Source organism: Sphingopyxis sp. (genome assembly GCF_036261875.1).
Taxonomy (GTDB): domain Bacteria; phylum Pseudomonadota; class Alphaproteobacteria; order Sphingomonadales; family Sphingomonadaceae; genus Sphingopyxis.
Genome location: NZ_DATAJZ010000020.1, coordinates 38,110 through 57,225 on the forward strand (window position 1 = coordinate 38,110; position 19,116 = coordinate 57,225).

The 19,116-nt window shown below is 65.9% G+C and carries 25 protein-coding genes; 13 read left to right on the top strand and 12 right to left on the bottom strand.

Going from position 1 to position 19,116, the window contains the following annotated elements; genetic code table 11:
• The first annotated feature begins 20 nt into the window (after window positions 1–20).
• The 5 genes from gcvPB to VHO04_RS09035 all read left to right on the top strand — a co-directional run bounded on the left by gcvPB (window position 21) and on the right by VHO04_RS09035 (window position 4,695).
• Window positions 21–1,574: an aminomethyl-transferring glycine dehydrogenase subunit GcvPB gene (gene gcvPB / locus VHO04_RS09015; protein ID WP_329628059.1), complete on the top strand. Its 1,554-nt coding sequence runs from the start codon at window positions 21–23 to the stop codon at window positions 1,572–1,574.
• Window positions 1,571–1,909, top strand: a complete 339-nt coding sequence (locus VHO04_RS09020) for a hypothetical protein (protein ID WP_329628015.1) — start codon at window positions 1,571–1,573, stop codon at window positions 1,907–1,909. Before gcvPB ends, VHO04_RS09020 begins: the two co-directional genes overlap by 4 nt.
• Before the next feature lie 52 nt (window positions 1,910–1,961).
• Complete coding sequence (locus VHO04_RS09025; RefSeq protein ID WP_329628016.1) at window positions 1,962–2,408, top strand: ABA4-like family protein; 447 nt, start codon at window positions 1,962–1,964, stop codon at window positions 2,406–2,408.
• Window positions 2,405–3,037 (top strand): DUF938 domain-containing protein, encoded by a 633-nt coding sequence (locus VHO04_RS09030; protein ID WP_329628017.1) that lies wholly within the window; start codon window positions 2,405–2,407, stop codon window positions 3,035–3,037. Before VHO04_RS09025 ends, VHO04_RS09030 begins: the two co-directional genes overlap by 4 nt.
• A gap of 98 nt (window positions 3,038–3,135) precedes the next feature.
• Window positions 3,136–4,695, top strand: coding sequence for a fatty acid--CoA ligase (locus VHO04_RS09035; protein ID WP_329628018.1), 1,560 nt, complete (start codon window positions 3,136–3,138; stop codon window positions 4,693–4,695).
• A 237-nt stretch (window positions 4,696–4,932) separates the two neighbouring features.
• Here the strand turns inward: VHO04_RS09035 and VHO04_RS09040 are convergent, their stop codons facing one another.
• The gene (locus tag VHO04_RS09040) at window positions 4,933–5,277 is read right to left on the bottom strand and encodes an arsenate reductase family protein (protein WP_329628019.1); all 345 of its coding nucleotides are present in this window, start codon (window positions 5,275–5,277) and stop codon (window positions 4,933–4,935) included.
• A 168-nt stretch (window positions 5,278–5,445) separates the two neighbouring features.
• Between VHO04_RS09040 and VHO04_RS09045 the strand changes: the two genes are divergently transcribed.
• Window positions 5,446–6,204 carry a murein L,D-transpeptidase catalytic domain family protein gene (locus tag VHO04_RS09045; RefSeq protein ID WP_329628020.1) on the top strand — a complete coding sequence of 253 codons (759 nt, stop codon included), beginning with the start codon at window positions 5,446–5,448 and terminating at the stop codon, window positions 6,202–6,204.
• Between the two features lie 183 nt (window positions 6,205–6,387).
• On the opposite strand, the gene VHO04_RS09050 is transcribed toward VHO04_RS09045, so the two are convergent.
• The 6 genes from VHO04_RS09050 to VHO04_RS09075 form a co-directional block, all read right to left on the bottom strand.
• Complete coding sequence (locus VHO04_RS09050) at window positions 6,388–7,761, bottom strand: L,D-transpeptidase family protein (RefSeq protein WP_329628021.1); 1,374 nt, start codon at window positions 7,759–7,761, stop codon at window positions 6,388–6,390.
• Between the two features lie 194 nt (window positions 7,762–7,955).
• Window positions 7,956–9,317 carry an acetyl-CoA carboxylase biotin carboxylase subunit gene (accC, locus tag VHO04_RS09055; RefSeq protein ID WP_329628022.1) on the bottom strand — a complete coding sequence of 454 codons (1,362 nt, stop codon included), beginning with the start codon at window positions 9,315–9,317 and terminating at the stop codon, window positions 7,956–7,958.
• 8 nt (window positions 9,318–9,325) lie between these two features.
• Window positions 9,326–9,811 (bottom strand): acetyl-CoA carboxylase biotin carboxyl carrier protein, encoded by a 486-nt coding sequence (gene accB / locus VHO04_RS09060; RefSeq protein ID WP_329628023.1) that lies wholly within the window; start codon window positions 9,809–9,811, stop codon window positions 9,326–9,328.
• Window positions 9,812–9,879: 68 nt separating this feature from the next.
• Entirely contained in the window at window positions 9,880–10,320 is a 441-nt protein-coding gene (locus tag VHO04_RS09065) for a type II 3-dehydroquinate dehydratase (protein WP_329628024.1), read from the bottom strand.
• Window positions 10,321–10,350: 30 nt separating this feature from the next.
• Window positions 10,351–10,629 carry a type II toxin-antitoxin system RelE/ParE family toxin gene (locus tag VHO04_RS09070; protein WP_329628025.1) on the bottom strand — a complete coding sequence of 93 codons (279 nt, stop codon included), beginning with the start codon at window positions 10,627–10,629 and terminating at the stop codon, window positions 10,351–10,353.
• Window positions 10,626–10,925 carry a hypothetical protein gene (locus VHO04_RS09075; RefSeq protein WP_329628026.1) on the bottom strand — a complete coding sequence of 100 codons (300 nt, stop codon included), beginning with the start codon at window positions 10,923–10,925 and terminating at the stop codon, window positions 10,626–10,628. The genes VHO04_RS09070 and VHO04_RS09075 overlap by 4 nt, the downstream gene beginning before the upstream one ends.
• Here VHO04_RS09075 and thiS point away from each other — a divergent pair.
• The 3 genes from thiS to VHO04_RS09090 are packed head-to-tail and all read left to right on the top strand — an operon-like array spanning window position 10,924 to window position 12,259.
• The gene (thiS, locus tag VHO04_RS09080; RefSeq protein WP_329628027.1) at window positions 10,924–11,130 is read left to right on the top strand and encodes a sulfur carrier protein ThiS; all 207 of its coding nucleotides are present in this window, start codon (window positions 10,924–10,926) and stop codon (window positions 11,128–11,130) included. The two genes, VHO04_RS09075 and thiS, sit on opposite strands and share 2 nt — an antisense overlap.
• Complete coding sequence (locus VHO04_RS09085) at window positions 11,130–11,480, top strand: VOC family protein (RefSeq protein WP_329628028.1); 351 nt, start codon at window positions 11,130–11,132, stop codon at window positions 11,478–11,480. The genes thiS and VHO04_RS09085 overlap by 1 nt, the downstream gene beginning before the upstream one ends.
• A 2-nt stretch (window positions 11,481–11,482) precedes the next feature.
• Window positions 11,483–12,259, top strand: a complete 777-nt coding sequence (locus VHO04_RS09090) for a thiazole synthase (RefSeq protein WP_329628029.1) — start codon at window positions 11,483–11,485, stop codon at window positions 12,257–12,259.
• 50 nt (window positions 12,260–12,309) lie between these two features.
• Here VHO04_RS09090 and VHO04_RS09095 read toward each other — a convergent pair whose 3' ends face one another.
• On the bottom strand, window positions 12,310–13,695 hold the full coding sequence (locus VHO04_RS09095; protein ID WP_329628030.1) for a DUF1254 domain-containing protein: 1,386 nt from the start codon (window positions 13,693–13,695) through the stop codon (window positions 12,310–12,312).
• 268 nt (window positions 13,696–13,963) lie between these two features.
• On the opposite strand from VHO04_RS09095, the gene VHO04_RS09100 reads away from it, so the two are divergent.
• Together VHO04_RS09100 and VHO04_RS09105 are read left to right on the top strand one after the other, a co-directional pair.
• Window positions 13,964–14,692, top strand: a complete 729-nt coding sequence (locus VHO04_RS09100) for a Crp/Fnr family transcriptional regulator (RefSeq protein WP_329628031.1) — start codon at window positions 13,964–13,966, stop codon at window positions 14,690–14,692.
• A 109-nt stretch (window positions 14,693–14,801) separates the two neighbouring features.
• On the top strand, window positions 14,802–14,984 hold the full coding sequence (locus tag VHO04_RS09105; RefSeq protein ID WP_329628032.1) for a CsbD family protein: 183 nt from the start codon (window positions 14,802–14,804) through the stop codon (window positions 14,982–14,984).
• A gap of 189 nt (window positions 14,985–15,173) precedes the next feature.
• Here the strand turns inward: VHO04_RS09105 and VHO04_RS09110 are convergent, their stop codons facing one another.
• The 4 genes from VHO04_RS09110 to VHO04_RS09125 all read right to left on the bottom strand — a co-directional run bounded on the left by VHO04_RS09110 (window position 15,174) and on the right by VHO04_RS09125 (window position 17,731).
• Entirely contained in the window at window positions 15,174–15,926 is a 753-nt protein-coding gene (locus VHO04_RS09110; RefSeq protein WP_329628033.1) for a hypothetical protein, read from the bottom strand.
• 253 nt (window positions 15,927–16,179) lie between these two features.
• A complete protein-coding gene (locus VHO04_RS09115) occupies window positions 16,180–16,620 on the bottom strand; it encodes a DUF1330 domain-containing protein (RefSeq protein WP_329628034.1) in 441 nt (146 codons plus the stop codon).
• On the bottom strand, window positions 16,617–17,168 hold the full coding sequence (locus VHO04_RS09120) for a GNAT family N-acetyltransferase (RefSeq protein ID WP_329628035.1): 552 nt from the start codon (window positions 17,166–17,168) through the stop codon (window positions 16,617–16,619). Before VHO04_RS09120 ends, VHO04_RS09115 begins: the two co-directional genes overlap by 4 nt.
• A gap of 164 nt (window positions 17,169–17,332) precedes the next feature.
• Window positions 17,333–17,731 carry a glycine zipper 2TM domain-containing protein gene (locus VHO04_RS09125; protein WP_297665401.1) on the bottom strand — a complete coding sequence of 133 codons (399 nt, stop codon included), beginning with the start codon at window positions 17,729–17,731 and terminating at the stop codon, window positions 17,333–17,335.
• Window positions 17,732–17,913: 182 nt separating this feature from the next.
• Here VHO04_RS09125 and VHO04_RS09130 point away from each other — a divergent pair, with 182 nt between their 5' ends.
• Together VHO04_RS09130 and rarD are read left to right on the top strand one after the other, a co-directional pair.
• Window positions 17,914–18,135 carry a hypothetical protein gene (locus VHO04_RS09130; protein WP_257543835.1) on the top strand — a complete coding sequence of 74 codons (222 nt, stop codon included), beginning with the start codon at window positions 17,914–17,916 and terminating at the stop codon, window positions 18,133–18,135.
• A gap of 19 nt (window positions 18,136–18,154) precedes the next feature.
• Window positions 18,155–19,072 carry an EamA family transporter RarD gene (gene rarD, locus VHO04_RS09135; RefSeq protein ID WP_329628036.1) on the top strand — a complete coding sequence of 306 codons (918 nt, stop codon included), beginning with the start codon at window positions 18,155–18,157 and terminating at the stop codon, window positions 19,070–19,072.
• Window positions 19,073–19,116 lie beyond the last annotated feature (44 nt).

Consider the following 19,116-nt stretch of genomic DNA (forward strand, 5'->3'; position numbering starts at 1 on the left):
GCGCCGGATGGCGCCCCGAAATGAACGCCGGCGGCGTCGACGATACGACGACCTTCACCGGCAACCGTGCGCTGATGCTCGAAGAACCGTTGATCTTCGAGATCGGCGGCAGCGAGACGACCGGCGTCGATTTTGACGAAGCGGCGCCCGCCGCCGACCTCGGCGCGCTTGCGCGCTCGGCGCCGATCGGCCTGCCGGGGCTCAGCGAGTCCGAAACGGTGCGCCATTATACGCGGCTGTCGCGGCAGAATTATGCGATCGACCTCGGCCTCTTCCCGCTCGGAAGCTGCACGATGAAGCACAACCCGCGCCTCAATGAAAAGGTCGCGCGGATGCCGGGCTTCGCCGACGTCCACCCGCTCCAGCCGCAGGAAACGGTGCAGGGCGCCTATGCGGTGATCCACGAACTCGCCGAATGGCTGATCACCCTCACCGGGATGCACAGCGTCGCCATGTCGCCCAAGGCGGGGGCGCATGGCGAACTGTGCGGCATCCTCTGCATCAAGGCGGCCTTGGAAGCGCGCGGCGAGGACCGCCGCGTCATCCTCGTCCCCGAAAGCGCGCACGGCACCAATCCCGCCACCGCCGCCTTCGCGGGTTTCAGCGTCGAGGATATTCCGGCGACCGGCGAAGGCCGCGTCGATCTCGCGGCGCTCAGGGCGCGGCTCGGCCCCGATGTCGCGGGGGTGATGATCACCAACCCCAACACCTGCGGCCTGTTCGAGCGTGAGATGAAGGCGATTTCGGACGCGGTCCACGCCGCGGGCGGCTATGTCTATTGCGATGGCGCCAATTTCAACGCGATCGTCGGGCGCGTCCGCCCCGGCGACCTGGGCGTCGACGCGATGCACATCAATCTGCACAAGACCTTCTCGACCCCGCACGGCGGCGGCGGTCCGGGTTCGGGGCCGGTGGTGCTGTCCGAAGCGCTCGCGCCCTTCGCGCCGCTGCCCTTCGTCACCAGCGAAGAAGGGCGTTTCCGCCTGATCGAGGAGGAAAATGCGGGCGAGGATCATCCACAGACCTTTGGCCGGATGACCGCCTTTCACGGCCAGATGGGCATGTTCACCCGCGCGCTCGCCTATATTCTCAGCCACGGCGCCGACGGGCTCAAGCAGGTTGCCGAGGATGCGGTGCTCAACGCGAACTATGTGCTGCGCAGCCTCGAGGATGTGCTCGACGCGCCGTTCGCGGCGTCGGGGCCGTGCATGCACGAGGCGCTGTTCAGCGACAAGGGGCTGGCCGAGGGCTTCTCGACGCTCGACGTCGCCAAGGGGCTGATCGACGAGGGCTATCACCCGATGACGGTCTTTTTCCCGCTCGTCGTCCACGGCGCGATGCTGGTCGAGCCGACCGAGACCGAGAGCAAGGCGGTGCTCGATCAGTTCATCGGCGCGCTGCGCAGCATCGCGCTGCGCGCGAAGAACGGCGATCCGGCGCTCAAGTCGGCGCCGCATTTCGCCCCGCGCGCCCGGCTCGACGAAACGCTCGCGGCGCGAAAGCCCGTGCTCGCGTGGAGTGAGCCCGAGGTGGCGCCGGGCGCGCCGTCGCTGAGCGAGATCGGCGGCAGTTGACCGGCGCCGACGACGCTGCGGCGAAGCGCCCCGGTGCCGGCTGCCTCGCCGGCGGGGCGCTGTTCGCGGTCATCTTCGTCGCGATCTGGCTGGCCGCGATCACGCTCTACGGGCTGATCGTCGAACAATGGGAACTGGTCCGCGTCCGCCGCGGGTTCAGCTATGACTGGGCTTTTCTCTATGCGCCGCTGATCGCGCTGGGGGTCGGGCTCACGGCGGCCTTCTTCGCGACCCGGCGGCTGCCCGCGGCGCGGATGACGCTGCTGATTCTGACGGTCGGCCTGATCGCGTTGTTCGGCGGCATCCTGCTCTTTGGGCTGGGTGGGTTGATCTGAGCGGGCAGAACGATCATCCCGGCTTTCGCCGGAATGACGAAAGGGGGTTTATATGAGCTGGAACAACCTCTTTCTCATCGCCAATTACTGGGCGATCGCCGGCTGGCTGCTGCTCGCCTTCGCGCCGCGCAGTCCGCGGACATTGTCCACCATCCTCTATGCTGGCGTGTCGCTGCTCTGCCTGCTGTATATCGTTCTCATCATCGGCTTCCTGACCGGGGGGATCGACCCGGGCGGGGCCGGCGGCAGTTTCACGTCGCTCGCCGGGGTGATGAAGCTGTTCGCGGCGCCGGGCGGAGCGACGCTCGGCTGGGTCCATTATCTCGCCTTCGACCTGTTCACCGGCCTGTGGATCGCGCGCGACGCCGACAACAAGGGGTTCGACCGCGTCGTGCAGTTCCCGTTCCTCTTTCTGACCCTGATGGCGGGGCCGGTCGGCTTGTTCCTCTGGCTGGTCGTTCGCGAACGCCGCGCGCGGGAACAGGCGCGCGCCGCATGACCCAGCCGTGGCTGGCAGAGGATGGCGGCGCGGGAGCGAAGCGCCACGCCCCCGCGACGATGCGCAACCGCGATGCGATCGCCGCCGTACTCGCCGACTGGTTGCCGCCCGCGGGCACGGTGCTGGAGGTCGCGAGCGGGTCGGGTGAACATGCCGTCCATTTCGCCGCCGCCTTTCCGGGGCTCTCCTGGCAGCCGAGCGATCCCGACCCCGCGGCGCTGACGTCGATCGCCGCATGGCGCGCCGAGGCGGGTCTTGCGAATGTCGCCATGCCGCTCCTGCTCGACGCCGCCGCGCCCGAATGGCCGGTGGACGCGGCCGACGCGCTGCTGTGCATCAACATGGTGCATATCAGCCCATGGGCCGCGACACTGGGGCTTCTCGCGGGGGCACGCCGCATCTTGCCGCCCGGCGCGCCGCTGATCCTTTATGGTCCCTATGTCGAAAGCGAAGTGGAAACTGCTCCATCGAACCTCGCCTTCGACCGCTCGCTTAAGGAGCGCAATGCCGACTGGGGGCTGCGCGATCTGGACGCGGTCAAGGCGGCCGCCGCCGAGGCGGGTCTCGCCTTTGCCGAGCGCCGCGCGATGCCCGCGAACAATCTGATGCTGCTTTTTCATCGCCGCTGATTGCACCCTGTCACATCTACGCGCTTTTCCCCCACGCGCCGAGCCGCTAGCCTTGCCATCGATTGCAAAAAGCAACGCGATTCGAGGAGAGAGAATCGATGGCCGCCGACCTTTCGGACCTGGTGACGTTCGACGAATTCATTACCCATTGGGCGGCCGACAGGCCGGATCGCATCGCGATGCGCGAGGAGGACCGGGTCTTCACCTATGCCGAACTCGATGAGCGCACCGCGCGCGTCGCGAGCGCCTTGCTCGCCGCGGGGCTGGAGAAAGGCGACCGCATCGCGTGGATCGGCAAGAACAGCGACCTTTATTTCACCATCTTCTTCGGCGCGGCGCGCGCGGGCATCGTGATGGCGCCGATCGGCTGGCGGCTGTCGCCAACCGAATGGGCCTATATCGTCAATGACACGAAGGCGAAGATCGTCTTCACCGGCCCCGGCTTCGACAATGCGGCGGAGCAGCTTGCCGGCAAGCTCGACCACGCTCCGCGGATCATCGGCGCCGACGAAGCGCGCGCGCTGATCGACGGCACGCCGCGCGCCGCCTTCGCGCCTTCGGGGCCGAACGAGGCGGTGCTGCAACTCTATACCTCGGGCACCACCGGCAATCCCAAGGGCGCGGTGCTGTCGAACCGCAACCTCTTCGCGCTGCGCAAGAATTCCGCCGACGCCGACCTTGCCTATACGAAATGGGACGATGACGAGGCGGTGCTGGTCGCCATGCCCTGCGCGCATATCGGCGGCACCGGTCTCGGCATCATGGCGCTCGCGGCGGGGCTGCCGGGCATCGTCCTTGCCGAGTTCAATCCCGACGGCGTGTTCGACGCGGTCGAGCAGCATGGCGTCACGCGCTTCTTCATCGTCCCCGCGGCGCTCCAGATGCTGCTGATGCATCCGCGCTGCGCCAGCGTCGATTACAGCCGGCTCAAATATATCCTCTACGGCGCCGCGCCGATCCCGCTCGACCTGCTGCGCCAGTGCATCAAGATGTTCGGCGCCGAGTTCATCCAGGCTTATGGGATGACCGAGACCACCGGCACGATCTGCATGTTGCCGCCCGAGGATCATGACCCCGAAGGCAATAAGCGGATGCGCTCGGCGGGCAAGGCGCTACCCGGCGTCGAGATCAAAATCCTTGGCGCTGACGGCCGGGAAGTGCCGACGGGCGATGTTGGCGAGGTCGTCACCCGCTCGTCGAACAATATGCTCGGCTATTGGAACCTGCCCGACGCCACCGCGAAGACGATGACCGGGGACGGCTGGATCCACACCGGCGACGCGGGCTATCTCGACGAGGACGGCTATCTCTTCATCCACGACCGGATGAAGGATATGATCATCTCGGGCGGCGAGAATGTCTATCCGGCCGAGGTCGAAAGCGCGATCTTCGGCCACCCCGCGGTGCAGGAGGTCGCGGTGATCGGCATCCCCGACCAGAAATGGGGCGAGACGGTGAAGGCCGTCGTCGTCGCCAAGCCCGGCATGAGCATCGAGGAAGCCGACATCATCGCCTGGGCCCGCGACCGCATCGCCGCCTTCAAGGCCCCGCGCAGCGTTGACGTGATCGAAGCGCTGCCGCGGAATGCTAGCGGCAAGATTTTGCGCAAGGACCTGCGCGCGCCCTATTGGGAGGGGTATGAACGGATGGTGAATTAAGGGACGGCTAACGACCGATTGCGGACATAGGTAAGGATCACACTCTCTCCCCTTGAGGGAGAGATACGAAGGCTTGGCAGCTTGCTGCCTAGCCGAAGTTGAGAGGGGGTTTTGCGTCCGCTGACGTCGCACCCCTCTCCAAGCTTCGCTAGCTCCCAGGGGAGCAAGCTGCGCTATCCTCTCCCTCAAGGGGAGAGGAGGCTATATCCGCTTCCCACCCCAAAGCCGACAAAATGTTCAGAGAATCTCGCGCACCCGGTCCTGCGGGCGGCAATAGCGGACGCCCTTTTCGGTCTCGACGAAAGGGCGGTCGACATAGGCGGGATTGGCCGTCATCGCGGCGACGATCGCATCCTCGTCCGCGTCCGCCAGCCCGCGTTCCTCGGCGTCGGTGCCGCGCAGGCGGAGCGCCTCGCGCGCGGTCAGGCCGGCATCGCGGAAAAGCTGGCGCAGCTTGTCCGCCGTATAGGGGGTCTTCAGATATTCGACCACCTCGACCTCGACGCCGGGGGTCTCTTCGAGAATCGCCAGCGTCTTGCGCGAGGTGCCGCAGGCGGGGTTGTGCCAGATGACTGCCTTCATGCCCCCGCCCTAACGACAGCTTACCGCAGCGTAAACCCGCTATTCATGGCATATATGGCACATCTGCCCGCATGAAGGGGAACCACCAGCTTGCCTTTCCCGGCCCGGATACGATCTATGAGAGATCGAGGGACCGCCAGAGGCGGCCAATGCGGGGTTGCTGCTCAAGTGAATGAACTGATCGATCGGCGGACATTGCTGGCGGGACTGGCGGGTGCGGGGGCGCTCGCCGCGACGTCGGCGCGGGCCGCCCAATTGCCCGGCTGGATGGCGCAGCCGTCGTCACCGATACCCCCGGCGCCCGTGCGGGCGCCGGTCGACTATCTTGCCGTCGCGCGCAAGCAGCTCGCGCTGCAATCGCGCAACATCCACCAGACCGACCGCGTCGGCATCGTCGATTTCGGCCTCCCCTCGTCGCGCCCGCGCTTCGCGCTGATCGACATGGCGGCGGGCAAGATCGAGATGTTCCCGGTGACTCACGGGCGCGGGTCGGACCCGCAGCACGACGGCTGGCTCAAGCGCTTCTCGAACGCGCCGGGCAGCCTCGCCTCGTCGCGCGGCGCCTATCGCACCAGCGACTATTATTGGGGCGCCAACGGCTCGTCGATGCGGCTCGCGGGGCTGGAGGCCGACAACAGCAACGCCGACATGCGCGCGATCGTCATCCACGGCGCCTGGTATGCCGAACCGGCGCTGATCGCGACGCAGGGCAAGCTGGGGCGCAGCGAGGGCTGCTTCGTCTTCGGCGAGGAATTGCTGCCGATGGTCCTCTACAAGCTGGGGCCGGGACGGCTGCTCTTCGCCGACAAGCTGAGCGCGCCGCCGCCGATGCCGAGCTTCCAGATGCCGACGGAGCCGCTGCCGGGGACCGAGAATATCATCCGCACCAGCGCGAGCAGCGGGACGATGCCGAAGACGGCGGAGTAGCCTATATCGAGCGTTAAATCATCATCACCTCAATTCCGTTCGTGTCGAGCGAAGTCGAGACACCCATCGGTATAGCGCTATGCCGATGGGTGTCTCGACTTCGCTCGACACGAACGGAACGATGGGTCAGATTAAGGGCTCGCCGCTATAGCGGCCCCCGCCTTCGCGGGGGCGACGGCTGTCTCAATAAATCCCGCTGTCGCCCAGCTTGCCGGCCTGCGTCGTTGCCGGCGTCACCGGCGCCGTCGGCACCACCGCCGGCGGATTGGGCGAAATCACCACCGCCGCGGCGCGGCCGGGCTTGGCGAAGCTCGCGACGACAGGCGCGTCGCGGCCGTAAATGTCGGCGAGCTTGGTGATGCCGCCCTTGGCGCCCGGAACCACCGTCCAATAGGCGACATAGACGGGGAAAGGATCGTCGAAGCTGAACTTCGTCGTCTTGCCGCTGGCGATCGCCTCGCCGAATTCCTCGGGGCTCTTGCCGGCGAAATAGACCGCCATCAGGCCCGAGAAATGCAGCGCGCGCTCGGTGCGGATGCAGCCGTGGCTGAAGGCGCGCGCGGCGGCGGCGAAGGCGCCCTTCGACGGCGTGTCGTGAAGGTAGATGGCGTGCGGGTTGAGCATCTCCATCTTCATCACCCCCAGCGCATTGTTCGCGCCCGGCTGCTGCACCACCGACAGCGTCTTGCCGCTGCCCGTCCAGGTGTAACCCTGCGCGCGGGCGCGGGCGGGGTTGTTCGCGATCGTCGCGCCGATGCCTTCGGCGATGATGCTGCGCGGCAGCGTCCAGGTCGGATTGACGATGATGCCGGTCGCCATCGGGTTGAGCTGCGGCGTCGGGGTCGACGGCTTGCCGACGACCGCCTTGTGCGTCGCGATCACCGTGCCGCCATGAATGACGCGGGTCAGATATTCGGGGACGTTGCTGACGACATAGCGCTCGCCGAGATCGCGCGGCATCCAGCGCCAGCGTTCCATGTTGACGCGGATCGCATTGGCGTCGGCGGGGGTTTTCGCGCTCTTGAGCGCGGTCTTCAGCACCGCGAAATTGGGATGCACCGGGTCGAGCCCGGCGAGCGCCGTGGGAACCGAATTGGACGTCAGCGCCGAGGTCAGCAGCGCGACCAGCGGCTCGGTCTCCGCATCGCTGTCGGTCATGAACCACTGCTTGCGCGCCACATTGGGCGTGCGGCCGTCGCGCAGATGGGTCGCGAGCAGCAGAAAGCTGTCGGTCGCGACCTGATCGAGCGTGTCCTGATCGCCGCCGTCGATCGCGGCCTGCAGCGCGTCGGGATTATAATCCTTGGCGAAGAGTCCTTCGTCGCCGACGCTCTGGATGAAACCGAGAAGCGCCTTGGCGTTTGCCTTCGACCAGTCGGGCAGGTTGGCCTGCGTCATCGTTTCGACGACGGGGGCGTCGTCCTTGACCTTGTCGGGCTGCAGGACGACCGAATCCTCCTTGACGTTGGTCTGCGCGACCGCGGGGGCAGCAAGCAGCGTCAGGGGGAGGAGCAGCGCCGCGGGATGGCGCAGGGCGAGGGGGGAGTTTTTGACCATGGCGAAGGCCATAGCCAAAAAGATCACGTAGTTAAAGTGAGCTGGGGCACACGCAACGGGTGGTAGGACGAATTCGGTCGCAAACGTTCGTCATTCCCGCGAAGGCGGGAATCCAGCTTTGCGCCAGCGCCGGAACGAGCTGGATTCCCGCCTTCGCGGGAATGACGGAAATGGGTGGATGCGGAGGGTAGGCTTTAAGCTTGGCCCTCTTCATCCTGCTTTGCGAGCCATTCTTCGAGCCATTTGATCGTGTAGTCGCCGTGGATCACGTCGGGGTCGGCGAGCAAGGCCTGATGCAGCGGAATGTTCGTCTTGACCCCGCCGATCACCATTTCCGCCAGCGCGCGGCGCATCCGCATCATGCAGCTTTCGCGGCTGCGGCCATAGACGATCAGCTTGCCGATCATGCTGTCATAATAGGGCGGGATCGAATAGCCGGCGTAAAGCCCGCTATCGACGCGGACATGCATGCCGCCCGCCGCATGATAGCTCGTCACCTTGCCCGGCGAGGGCAGGAAGCTGCGCGGATCCTCGGCATTGATGCGGCACTCCATCGCATGGCCGCGAAATTCGAGGTCTTCCTGACGGACCGACAGCCCCGCGCCGCCCGCGATGCGGATCTGTTCGCGGACGAGGTCGAAGCCGGTGATCATCTCGGTTACCGGATGCTCGACCTGGATGCGCGTGTTCATCTCGATGAAGAAGAATTCGCCGTTTTCCCACAGGAATTCGATGGTCCCGGCGCCGCGATAGCCCATCTTCGCCATCGCGTCGGCGCAGATGCCGCCCATGCGCGCGCGCTCCTCGGCCGAGATGATCGGCGAGGGGGCTTCCTCGAGCACCTTCTGGTGGCGGCGCTGGAGCGAGCAGTCGCGCTCGCCGAGATGAATCGCGTTGCCGTTGCCGTCGCCGAAGACCTGAAATTCGATGTGGCGCGGATTGCCCAGATATTTTTCCATATAGACGGTCGGGTCGCCGAAGGCGGCCGCCGCTTCGCTCGACGCCTGACCCATCAGGCTTTCGAGGCTGTCCTCGTCGGGAACGACCTTCATGCCGCGGCCGCCGCCACCCGATGCGGCCTTGATCAGCACCGGATAGCCGATGTCCTGCGCGAGCTTCTTGGTCTCCTCGCTGAACGTCACCGCGCCGGGCGAACCCGGAACCACCGGCAGGCCGAGCTTGACCGCGGTGCGCTTCGCCTCGACCTTGTCGCCCATGGTGCGGATATGCTCGGGCTTCGGCCCGACGAAGATCATGTTATGCGCTTCGATGATCTCGGCAAACCGCTCGTTCTCGGAGAGGAAGCCGTAACCGGGATGGATCGCGTCGGCGCCGGTGATCTCGGCCGCCGAGATGATCGCGGGAATGTTGAGATAGCTGTCCTTCGCGGCGGGCGGCCCGATGCACACGGCTTCGTCGGCGAGGCGGACATGCATCGCGTCGGTGTCGGCGGTCGAATGGACCGCGACCGTCTTGATGCCCATTTCATGGCACGCGCGGTGGATGCGCAGCGCGATCTCGCCGCGGTTGGCGATCAGGAGTTTTTCGATAGCCATCGGGTGGATCAGCCGATGGTGAACAGCGGCTGGTCGAACTCGACCGGCTGGCTGTTCTCGACATGCACGGCCTTCAGCGTGCCCGCGGCGGGGGCGACGATCGGGTTCATCACCTTCATCGCCTCGATGATCAGGATCGTGTCGCCCGCCTTCACCGCCGATCCGGGCGCGGCGAAATTGGGGGCGCCGGGTTCGGGCGCGAGATAGACGGTCCCGACCATCGGCGACTTCACCGCGTCGGCGAAAGCGTCGGCGGCGGGCGCTGCAGCAGCGGGAGCGGCGGCCGGGGCGGCCGGAACAGCGGCAGGCGCCTGGGCGGGCGCAGGCGCATAGGCTACGGGCGCCGCGGCGGCGGTCAGCGTGCGCGCGACGCGCACCTTGCGGTCACCGTCCTCGACCTCGATTTCCGAAAGCTGCGTGTCGTCGAGCAGTTCGGCGAGCGCGCGCACGAACGCCGGATCGATGTTGATGCCATTGTCTTTATGGTCACCCATGAGAATTTTCCTGTTGTTGCGGCCCCGGTCTGGCGGTGCCTGACCCCTGTTCTGATGACGCCCTCTTGTCAGAGACGGGCGGCGGCGTCCAGCGCCAGCGTATAGCTTTGCGCGCCATGCCCCGCAAAATGCGCGGCGGCGGCCATGCCGACATAGCTCACATGGCGGAACGGCTCGCGCTGCATCGGGTCCGACAGATGAACCTCGATCACCGGCACCTTGATCGACTTGATCGCGTCGTGGATCGCGATCGAGGTGTGGGTATAGCCGCCCGCGTTGAGCAGCACCGCCCTAGCGCCCTCGAGATTGGCCTCGTGCAGCCAGTCGATCAGCACGCCCTCGTGGTTCGTCTGCCGGCATTCGACGCGGAGTCCGAGTTCGGTAGCCTGCGCCTCCAGCCGTGCGTGAATGTCGTTCAGCGTGTCGTGGCCGTAAATCTCTGGCTCGCGGGTGCCGAGCAGGTTGAGATTGGGGCCTGAGAGGACATAGACGAGCGGCGTTTCGGACAAGGGGCGGCCTTTCGGACAGGGAAGAAGGGATCAGCTTTCGCGATCCTGATAGCGGAAGATTCCCAATATCACGATCCGATCATCGTGAATCGCGTAAGCGATTTTGAAATGATATCTGATCGTCACGATACGCCGGAACGGCCGGTCCGGAACCTGCATCCCCGATCGCGGGTAGCGCCCGAGCTGGTCGATCGTGCGATGAATGTCGGACAGGATGTTCGGAAGCGAGTCCGGGGCGATACTCTCATAATGATCGACGATGGCGCGCAGATCGGCTTCCGCCTCCTTGCGGAACAGGATCGCCGTCATGCCGAGAAGGGGTGGCCAAAAATCCTGGCAATGTCGTCGGGGTCCGAAAATTCGGGTGCCGGATCAGCGGCACGGCGATCGATTTCGGCAAGCTCCCTTGCGGAGAAACTGAACCGTTCCGACATCGAATCCATTAGCGCGGCCAGCGCTTCCTCGACCGCTTCAAGCTGATCCGCAGGCAGTCGCTGCGCAAAGGAAAAGAATTTTTCGAGCGATGTCATGCCGCGATCATAAAGGAAAAAAGGGGCGCAGGATATGGTGTTTTCCGTGAAAGCCGGTAAGCGGAGCGCCATCATGTCGCTGATCAATATCATCCTCAACGGCGAACCGCGGGAGGTGCGCGCAGGCAGCATCGCCGACCTCGTCGCGTCGCTGGGGCTCGACGTGAAGAAGGTCGCGGTCGAGCGCAATCGCGAAATCGTGCCGCGCTCGACGCTCGCCGAGGTGACGCTCGCCGAGGGCGACGCGCTGGAGATCGTCCATTTTGTGGGCGGCGGCTGATGGCGGTCGCGCGCATCATAGCCAATCGCTACACGGATGATCCGAAGGCGGGGGCAGGCTTCTTCAACGAGGTGCTGGGGCTGGAGACCGCGATGGCGATGGATTTCATCACCATCTATCGCTCGGCCGCGCAGCCGATGGTGCAGATCAGCATTCTCAGCGAAGACCCGTCCGGGCTGTGTCCCGCCTATTCGGTCGGCGTCGACGATGTCGACGCGGTCCACGCGCGCGCCGTCGAAGCGGGGCACGAGATCGTCTATGCCCTGCGCGACGAGCCATGGGGCGTCCGCCGCTTCTTCGTTCGCGACCCGCTCGGCGACATCGCGAATATCGTTCAGAACAAGGATTGAATGTGGACAAGATCGACAGTTGGAGCGTTGCCGGGCGGACCTTCACGTCGCGGCTGATCGTCGGAACCGGCAAATATAAGGATTTCGAGCAGAATGCCGCCGCGGTCGCGGCTTCGGGGGCGGAGATCGTCACCGTCGCGGTGCGCCGCGTCAATGTGTCGGACCCGAATGCGCCGATGCTCACCGACTATATCGACCCGAAGAAGATCACCTACCTGCCCAATACCGCGGGCTGCTTCAACGCCGACGACGCGATCCGCACGCTGCGGCTGGCGCGCGAGGCCGGCGGCTGGGATCTGGTGAAGCTGGAAGTGCTGGGCGAGGCGAAGACGCTTTATCCGAACATGCGCGAGACGCTCGAGGCGACCGAGGTGCTTGCGAAAGAGGGCTTCCTGCCGATGGTCTATTGCGTCGACGATCCGATCGCCGCGAAGCAGCTCGAGGATGCGGGCGCGGTCGCGGTCATGCCGCTCGGCGCGCCGATCGGATCGGGGCTGGGCATCCAGAACCGCGTGACGATCCGCCTGATCGTCGAGGGCGCGTCGGTGCCGGTGCTCGTCGATGCCGGCGTCGGCACCGCGAGCGATGCGGCGGTGGCGATGGAACTCGGCTGCGACGGCGTGCTGATGAACACCGCGATCGCCGAAGCCAAAGACCCCATTCGCATGGCGCGCGCGATGAAGCTCGCGGTGGAGGCGGGGCGCGATGCCTATCTGTCGGGCCGCATGGGACAGCGGCGCTATGCCGATCCGTCGAGCCCGCTCGCGGGGTTGATTTAGTTTTCCCTACCGGGTCGTCATCCCGGCCTTCGCCGGGATGACGGCGGGTGTCAGGGCACCCGCTTGACCGGCGGCGCGATCCAGCTTCCTTCGAGCGCCGGGCGGCGCGGAAGGTAGAGGCGCAGGTTCATGCTGAACGGCCCCTCCGGCGCGGGCAGCCAGTTGGCTTCCTTGTCCGCGCCCGGATTGTCCTTTTGGATATAGAGGTCGAGCGAGCCGTCGGCGTTGAAGCTCAGCTTGTCGCGGTCGCCGATCGCGAAACGGTCGATCGGGTTCGCGACGAAGAACTGGTCGGCCCCGTACATGGTCAGCGACCAGAAGGCGTCGGCGGGCGGTATCTGATCCTTGTCGAAATGGAGGACATAGCGCGACGCGCCGGTCAGCGGCTTGCCGTCGCTGTCGAGCGGCGCCATCGGATAAATGGCTTCCTCGGGCGGCAGCGCGCCGAGGCCGGCAAAGGCGACGAAGGCGCGCTGGAGATAATCATTGCCATAGACGCCGAGCGCATTGCCCATCGCGACCCAATTGTTGCGCGTAAGGCTGAGGTTCTTGCGCCGGCCGATGATCCGCTGCCACGCATCGGCGGCGGCGCGCGTCAGCCCGCGCTGCACCGCCGGATCGGCCGCGGCGAGGTCGAAGCTCTGCCCCGGAACCAGCCCCACGCGCTCGATCCGCGCCAGCACCGCATAGTCGCTGGCGTGCGGCGGGTTGTGTTTCAGCGTTTCGGCGAACAGCGCGAAGAAGGCGGCGGGGGTCATTTTCGCGACCTGCTCGACCGGCGGCGTTTTCATGTCGATCGTCGGATCGGACTTCAGCGCCGCGGGTGCCTGCGGCTTGCCCCAGGCCGACAGCGGCGTTGCGGCATAGCTCGCCTGGAGGGCGTGAACATGGTCGTAATCGGCGGCGCCGTTGGTCTGGATGCGGCCGATGATCCAGCCCATCTCGGTCGGGCTGCGGACCATCCGCATTCCCTTTGGCAGCGTCCCCTGCCAGTGCGGCCCGACGAGCGCGACGATGCCGCCGTCGTTGCCGGTGGTGCGCGTGCCGAGCGCGGCGAAGACGTCGGTCCACATGTCCATGATCGGCACGACGTGATAGCGGCCCGCCGTTTTCGGCAGGGTGATGACCAGCGGTTCCTTGCCGACATCGAACCACAGCGGCGAATAGAGCGTGTCGGCATTGGGACGCACGACGTCCTTGAACGTCGCGTCGGGATAGGTCCGCATATGCCCGAACCGGTTCATCGGCGCGCGCATCCGGCCTTCGCTCGCGTTGGTCGACACGCGCCGCGTGGTTTCCATCAGCACCATCGGATAGGCATAGGTATAGGCTTCGAGGCCGATGGCATAGGCGTCGTCCTCGCTGACCGGGGCAGCGTGCGCCGCGCCAGTCATGAAGGCGGCCGCCATCGCCAGAAGGGCAAGCAGGCTTTTCATCGAATCACACTCCCGCGAGATATTGATGAGCGGGCCATAGGGGCGGGTCGTTCGTCAGTCTGTCATCGCGCCGACAATCTCCTTTAGGAATATCGATACCGCATTCGAAGCGAGGATTTAAACAACCCCAATCCCGTTCGTGTCGAGCGAAGTCGAGACACCCATCGGCGTAGCGCAAGGCCGATGGGTGTCTCGACTTCGCTCGACACGAACGGAAAGGCGAGGCAAATATGGGTTCCATCGCTCTGGGGTGGGGAGGGCGACGCATATGGCGACAGGGGTGAAAGCGAACGGGCGGTCCTGGACTGCCGCCGACCGCCTCGCCGCGCTCCGTCTCTGCCCGCTGTTCGCCGGCTGGCCCGAGGCGCGGCTCGCCGAGGTCGCGGCGATCGCGCGCGCCGAGCCATATCGGCGCGGCGCCGAAATCTTCGCGCGCGATCCCGAGCGGCGCGAGGCGTTCGTCATCGCCGCGGGTGAGGTCGAGGTCAGCCGCGCGTCGGCGGCGGGCAAGAAATTCGTGCTGAGCCTGCAGGGGCCGCACGAAATCCTGGCGATCGTGCGCCTGCTTGCCGAGCCGCCGATTCATTATGTCTATACCGCTTACGAGGACAGCGTGCTGCTGCACCTGCCGTGCGACGGGCTGGCCGCGATCCTCGACGCGGCCCCCATTCTCTGGCGCGACATCGCGCTGCTGATGTGCGCGCGGCACGGCGACAGCCTGCGCCAGCTCAACAATCAGAAGCTCGGCTCGCTCGAACAGCGGATGGCGGCGACTCTCGCCGATCTTGCGCGGATTCACGGCGTTGCGGGCCCCGCGGGGATCGAACTGGCGCTGCGCCTGCCGCAGGAGCAGCTCGGCGCGATGCTCGGCGTGACGCGGCAGAGCATCAACAAACTGCTGCGCGGGTTCGAGGCGGCGGGGCTGATCGCGGTCGATTATAATCGCGTGACGATCCTGAGCCCGGCGGCGCTCGACGACATCGCCGCGAGCGGATGATCCCTGCTTCAGGGCCGTTGGTCTCGCAAAGGGGAACAAGGCGCGCGCAGTCTCGTTGATCCGGCAAGAGGCGCACCCCTTTCGCCTCTGGAAATCAAGGAGAAATCCCGTGGGTGAACTGAAGGACAAGGCCAAGGGCCTCGCCAACGAAGCCGCCGGCAATGTGAAGCAGGCGGTCGGCAAGGCGACCGACAACGAACGGCTGCGCGCCGAAGGTGCAGCGCAGGAGCGCAAGGGCGAGGCCCAGAATCTGAGGGGCAAGGTCGTCGGCGCGCTCGGTGACAAAATCTGACGATCGCGCATCGTCACGCAGCGAAAGGCCCCGGAGTTCCGGGGCCTTTTCTTCTAGGGCAGGGTAGCATTTTCTTCGTCACCCCGGACTTGATCCGGGGTCCCGCTCAGCGACGGTGACAAGCGGGACCCCGGATCAAGTCCGGGGTGACGAAGAGGTTTCAGATTTAACGCTCGATACGTCCGCGCCTTATTTCCCGCCCGACGCGACCAGATCGACGTCGGTCATGCCGCCGTCGCGGCGCGCGAAAACGACATAGGCGAGGTCGCCCTTGGTGCCGCCGAGCATATGCTCGTTGCCACGCACGCGGTGGTCGCTGGTGTATCCGCCGCGCACCGCCATCGTGTGATAATAGTCGAGCACGCCCTGGATCGAGGCGGCGGTCTGGAAATTGACGACGCGGATGTTGCACTTGCCGCCGGCGACCCCCGCGGCCTCGCGCAGCGTCGCGCGCGGATAGACTTTTAACGCGGCGGGCAGGCGGTCGGCCCATGCATTGCCATAGGTCAGCTTGGCGTCGCAGCTTCCCTTCTGCTGCTCGCGCGCCAGCGCGCCGATCGTCACCGGGCGCTTCGCGGCGCAATCGCCGTTGCAGCCTTCCTCGAACGGCAGGGCCTTCGGCGCGGCGAGCAATTTACCCGCCGCCTGCGCCGCCGCGGCTTCGGCGGCGGCCGCCGCCTTGCCGGCCGCGATACCGGGGACGCCGCCGTCTACCGGCCGGTTGCCGGGCGCCGCGGCGTTGCGGTTCGCCTGGCCGGTCAGCTTGGGATCGACCATGATCTTGTCTTCGAGCGCGCCCTTGACCGCCGGGTCGCTGTCGGTCAGGCCGTCGTCGAGCGGCTGGAGGTCGGCCTTGGCGGCCGGATTGTCGCGGCAGCCCGCCAGCGGCACCGTCGCCGCCACCATCAGGCCCGCGATCAGCCATTTGCCCCGCACGATCATAGCTAACACTCCCTTAATATCCCCTCGGGAATGCCCGATCCTGGTTAAAAAGGCCCAAATAAAATGCGTTAACGGGTAAGACTTTGTTAGCCCAAAACTGTGCCGGAGCGAGACGGAATCGACATCCTTCGCAAGTCTTCCTCGTCATTGCGAGGAGCGAAGCGACGAAGCAATCGCCAGCCATCAGCCTTGCACGACGCCGAGGGCTGGAGATTGCCGCGTCGCCTTCGGCTCCTCGCAATGACGTGCTGGATCAATCGGCAAATCGCCCCGAACCCGTCTCGCGCGGCGCCGTGCGGATCAGCCGCGAAGTCTCGACCGCGGCCTGGCGGTGGACGACCGCCTGGCGATAGACCGGGTCGGTCACCATCGCCATGAAGGCGCCGCTGTTCGGATATTCGGCGACGAACATCGCGTCCCAATGCTCGCCGTCGGGGCCGATCACCATCGCCTCCATCGCGCCGCGCCAGACGATGCGGCCGCCGAGCCGTTCGAACACAGGTCCGCTGTCGCGCCCGTAATTCGCATAGGCCTCCGCCCCGTTGAGGTTCGCGCTCGCGAGCGGGTGATCGGCGGGATAGGTCGCCTTGTCCTTGAAGCGGACGAGGTTGAGCATGTGAATCACCGTGTCGCGCGGCAGCGCCTTGAAGGCGTCGAACTGCGCTCGCTCGGGGTCGACGTGGCGGTCTGTCATGGCTGGAACTCCTTGCGTTTCGCGCGCCAGGCATCGGCGCTTTGCGTCCAGGCGTCGACCGGCGCATCCTGAAACGGCGCGGGGAGGCGGGTCGGGCCGCTGTTCGTCGCGCCGAGCCGCTTTGCCAGCGCCTGCGAGCGCGTGTTGGCGGGATCGATGCTGTGCATCAGTTCGGGCCATTTCAGAAATTCGACCGCGAAATCGCACGCCGCGACCGCGCCCTCGAAGGCATAGCCCTTGCCCGCGAATTTCGCGCATACGCCATAGCCGATTTCGGGCGCGGGCCAGCCGTCGGGCTCCCACGGCCCGAGGCGGCCGACCCATTCGCCGCTGTCGCGCTCGATCACCGAGAACATCGAAAAGCCGCGGATATGCCATGCGCCGGCCAGCGTGCACCACTGACGCCATGCCGCCGACCGCGGGCAGGTGCCGCCGATGAAGCGCATCGTCTCTTCTTCGGCGCACATGCCGGCAAAGGCGTCGAAATCCTCGGTTGCGGGCGGGCGCAGGATCAGCCGCTCGGTCACGAGCAGGGGGCCGTTCAACATGTCTCTTCTCCCGCAGCGATTGGCCGCTGTTTGTGCGGCAAGCGGGATCGCGGGGCAAGGCCCACGAAAAATTTGAGGGCGCCGGTGGTTAGACCGGCGCCCTCTCCATCACGTGTGCGGGCGGAGGGGTCTCGGACCCACACCCGCGACGGGTTCCTGATCGCTTAGCGGCAGCGATATTTGTCCTTGTCGATCTCGCGGCCGAGCAGCGCGCCGCCCGCGGCGCCGAGCACGGTGCCGAGCAGCTTGTCGCCATTGCCCGCAATCTCGTGTCCGGCGAGGCCGCCGACCGCGCCGCCGATCAAGAGGCCGGTCGTGCCGTTGTCCTTCTTGCAGCGATAGCGGCCGTCGCTGCCGCGCCAGATGCGCGTGTTGCTGTTCACGCGCTGATCGCGCGAGGCGTAATAATTGCGGTTATGCTTGCGCTTCTTGTAATAATCCGCCGATGCCTCGGCCTGATGATAGCCGGGGACGGCCGTCGACACGCCGGCATAGGCGGGCGCGGTGCCGACGACGCTGGCCGCGGCGAACAGGCCCATCATGCCTTTGGTCAAGATACGCATTATTCAAATCCTTTCCTGGTCTCGGCGCCTCCGTTCCGAACGGAACCGGGCGCTTCGAGGAGAGAACGAGCCGGGTCCGAAAGCCGTTGCATGAACGTCAGGCAACGGGACGAAACGAGAGAATCCATCGACGAACCGAAAGGGTCTTGAAGGTGCGGCGCGGCCATGCGACATGTGGAAACATGCTGAACATCGCCTCGATCGTCATCGGCGTCATCGCGCTGATTCTCGCCATTCCCGCCTTCATCCCGCTGCTCGGCTGGGCGAACTGGGTGGTGGTGCCGATCGCGGTCGTCGGGCTGGCGCTCGGCGCGATGTCGAACCGGACCAGCGGGCGCAATCTCAACATCGTCGTCATCGTCATCGGCGTCGTGCGCCTGATGCTCGGCGGCGGCATCATCTGATCCGGCACGGCGAACCGTCATGACACAGGCATCGGCCCCCGCGGGGAGCCATCAGGGCGGCTTGCCCTATGCGCTTGCCGCCTATGGCATCTGGGGCTTCGTCCCGCTCTTCTTCAAGCTGCTCGAAAGCGTTCCGCCGGTCGAGGTGCTGGCGCAGCGGATCATCTGGTCGCTGCCGCTCTGCTTCCTCATCATGGTCTTTCGCCGCCAGATCGGCGACTATCTCGCGGCGCTCCGCGACCCGCGCGTGCTGCGGATGCTGCTTGCCAGCGCGCTGCTGATCGCGGTCAACTGGCTGGTCTATATCTTCGCGATCTTCACCGACCATGTCCTCGCGGCGAGCCTCGGCTATTATCTCAACCCGCTGGTCAATGTGATGCTGGGGATGCTCTTTCTGGGCGAGCGGCTTGGCCGGCTGCAACTCGTCGCGGTCGTCATCGCAGGGATAGGGGTCGCGATTCTGCTCGCGGGCGCGCTCGACACGCTGTGGATCAGTCTGACGCTGGCGCTCAGCTTCGGTTTCTATGGCCTGATCCGCAAGATCGTGCCGGTGGGCTCGCTCCCCGGGCTTGCGATCGAGACGACGCTGCTGATGCCTTTGGCGCTTGCGGTTTCGGGTTGGTATCTGTGGATCGGCGACGGGCGCGGTTTCGGATCGGACGGTGCGATCAGCCTGCTGCTCATGGCGGGGGGCATCGTGACCGCGGTGCCGCTGCTGCTGTTCGCGACCGCGGCGCGGCGGATGAGCTATGCCGCGCTCGGCTTCGCGCAATATCTGGCGCCGACGCTACAATTCCTGCTCGGCCTGTTCGCGTTCCACGAACCGCTGAAACCCGTGCAACTCGCTTGCTTCGTGCTGATCTGGATCAGCATCGCGGTGTTCAGCTTCGATATGTGGCGCAAGATGCGCGCCGAGCGGGTGGGCGGATCGATCTGAACCCGGCGCTGTCATCTCAATTCGTCATGCCGGACTTGATCCGG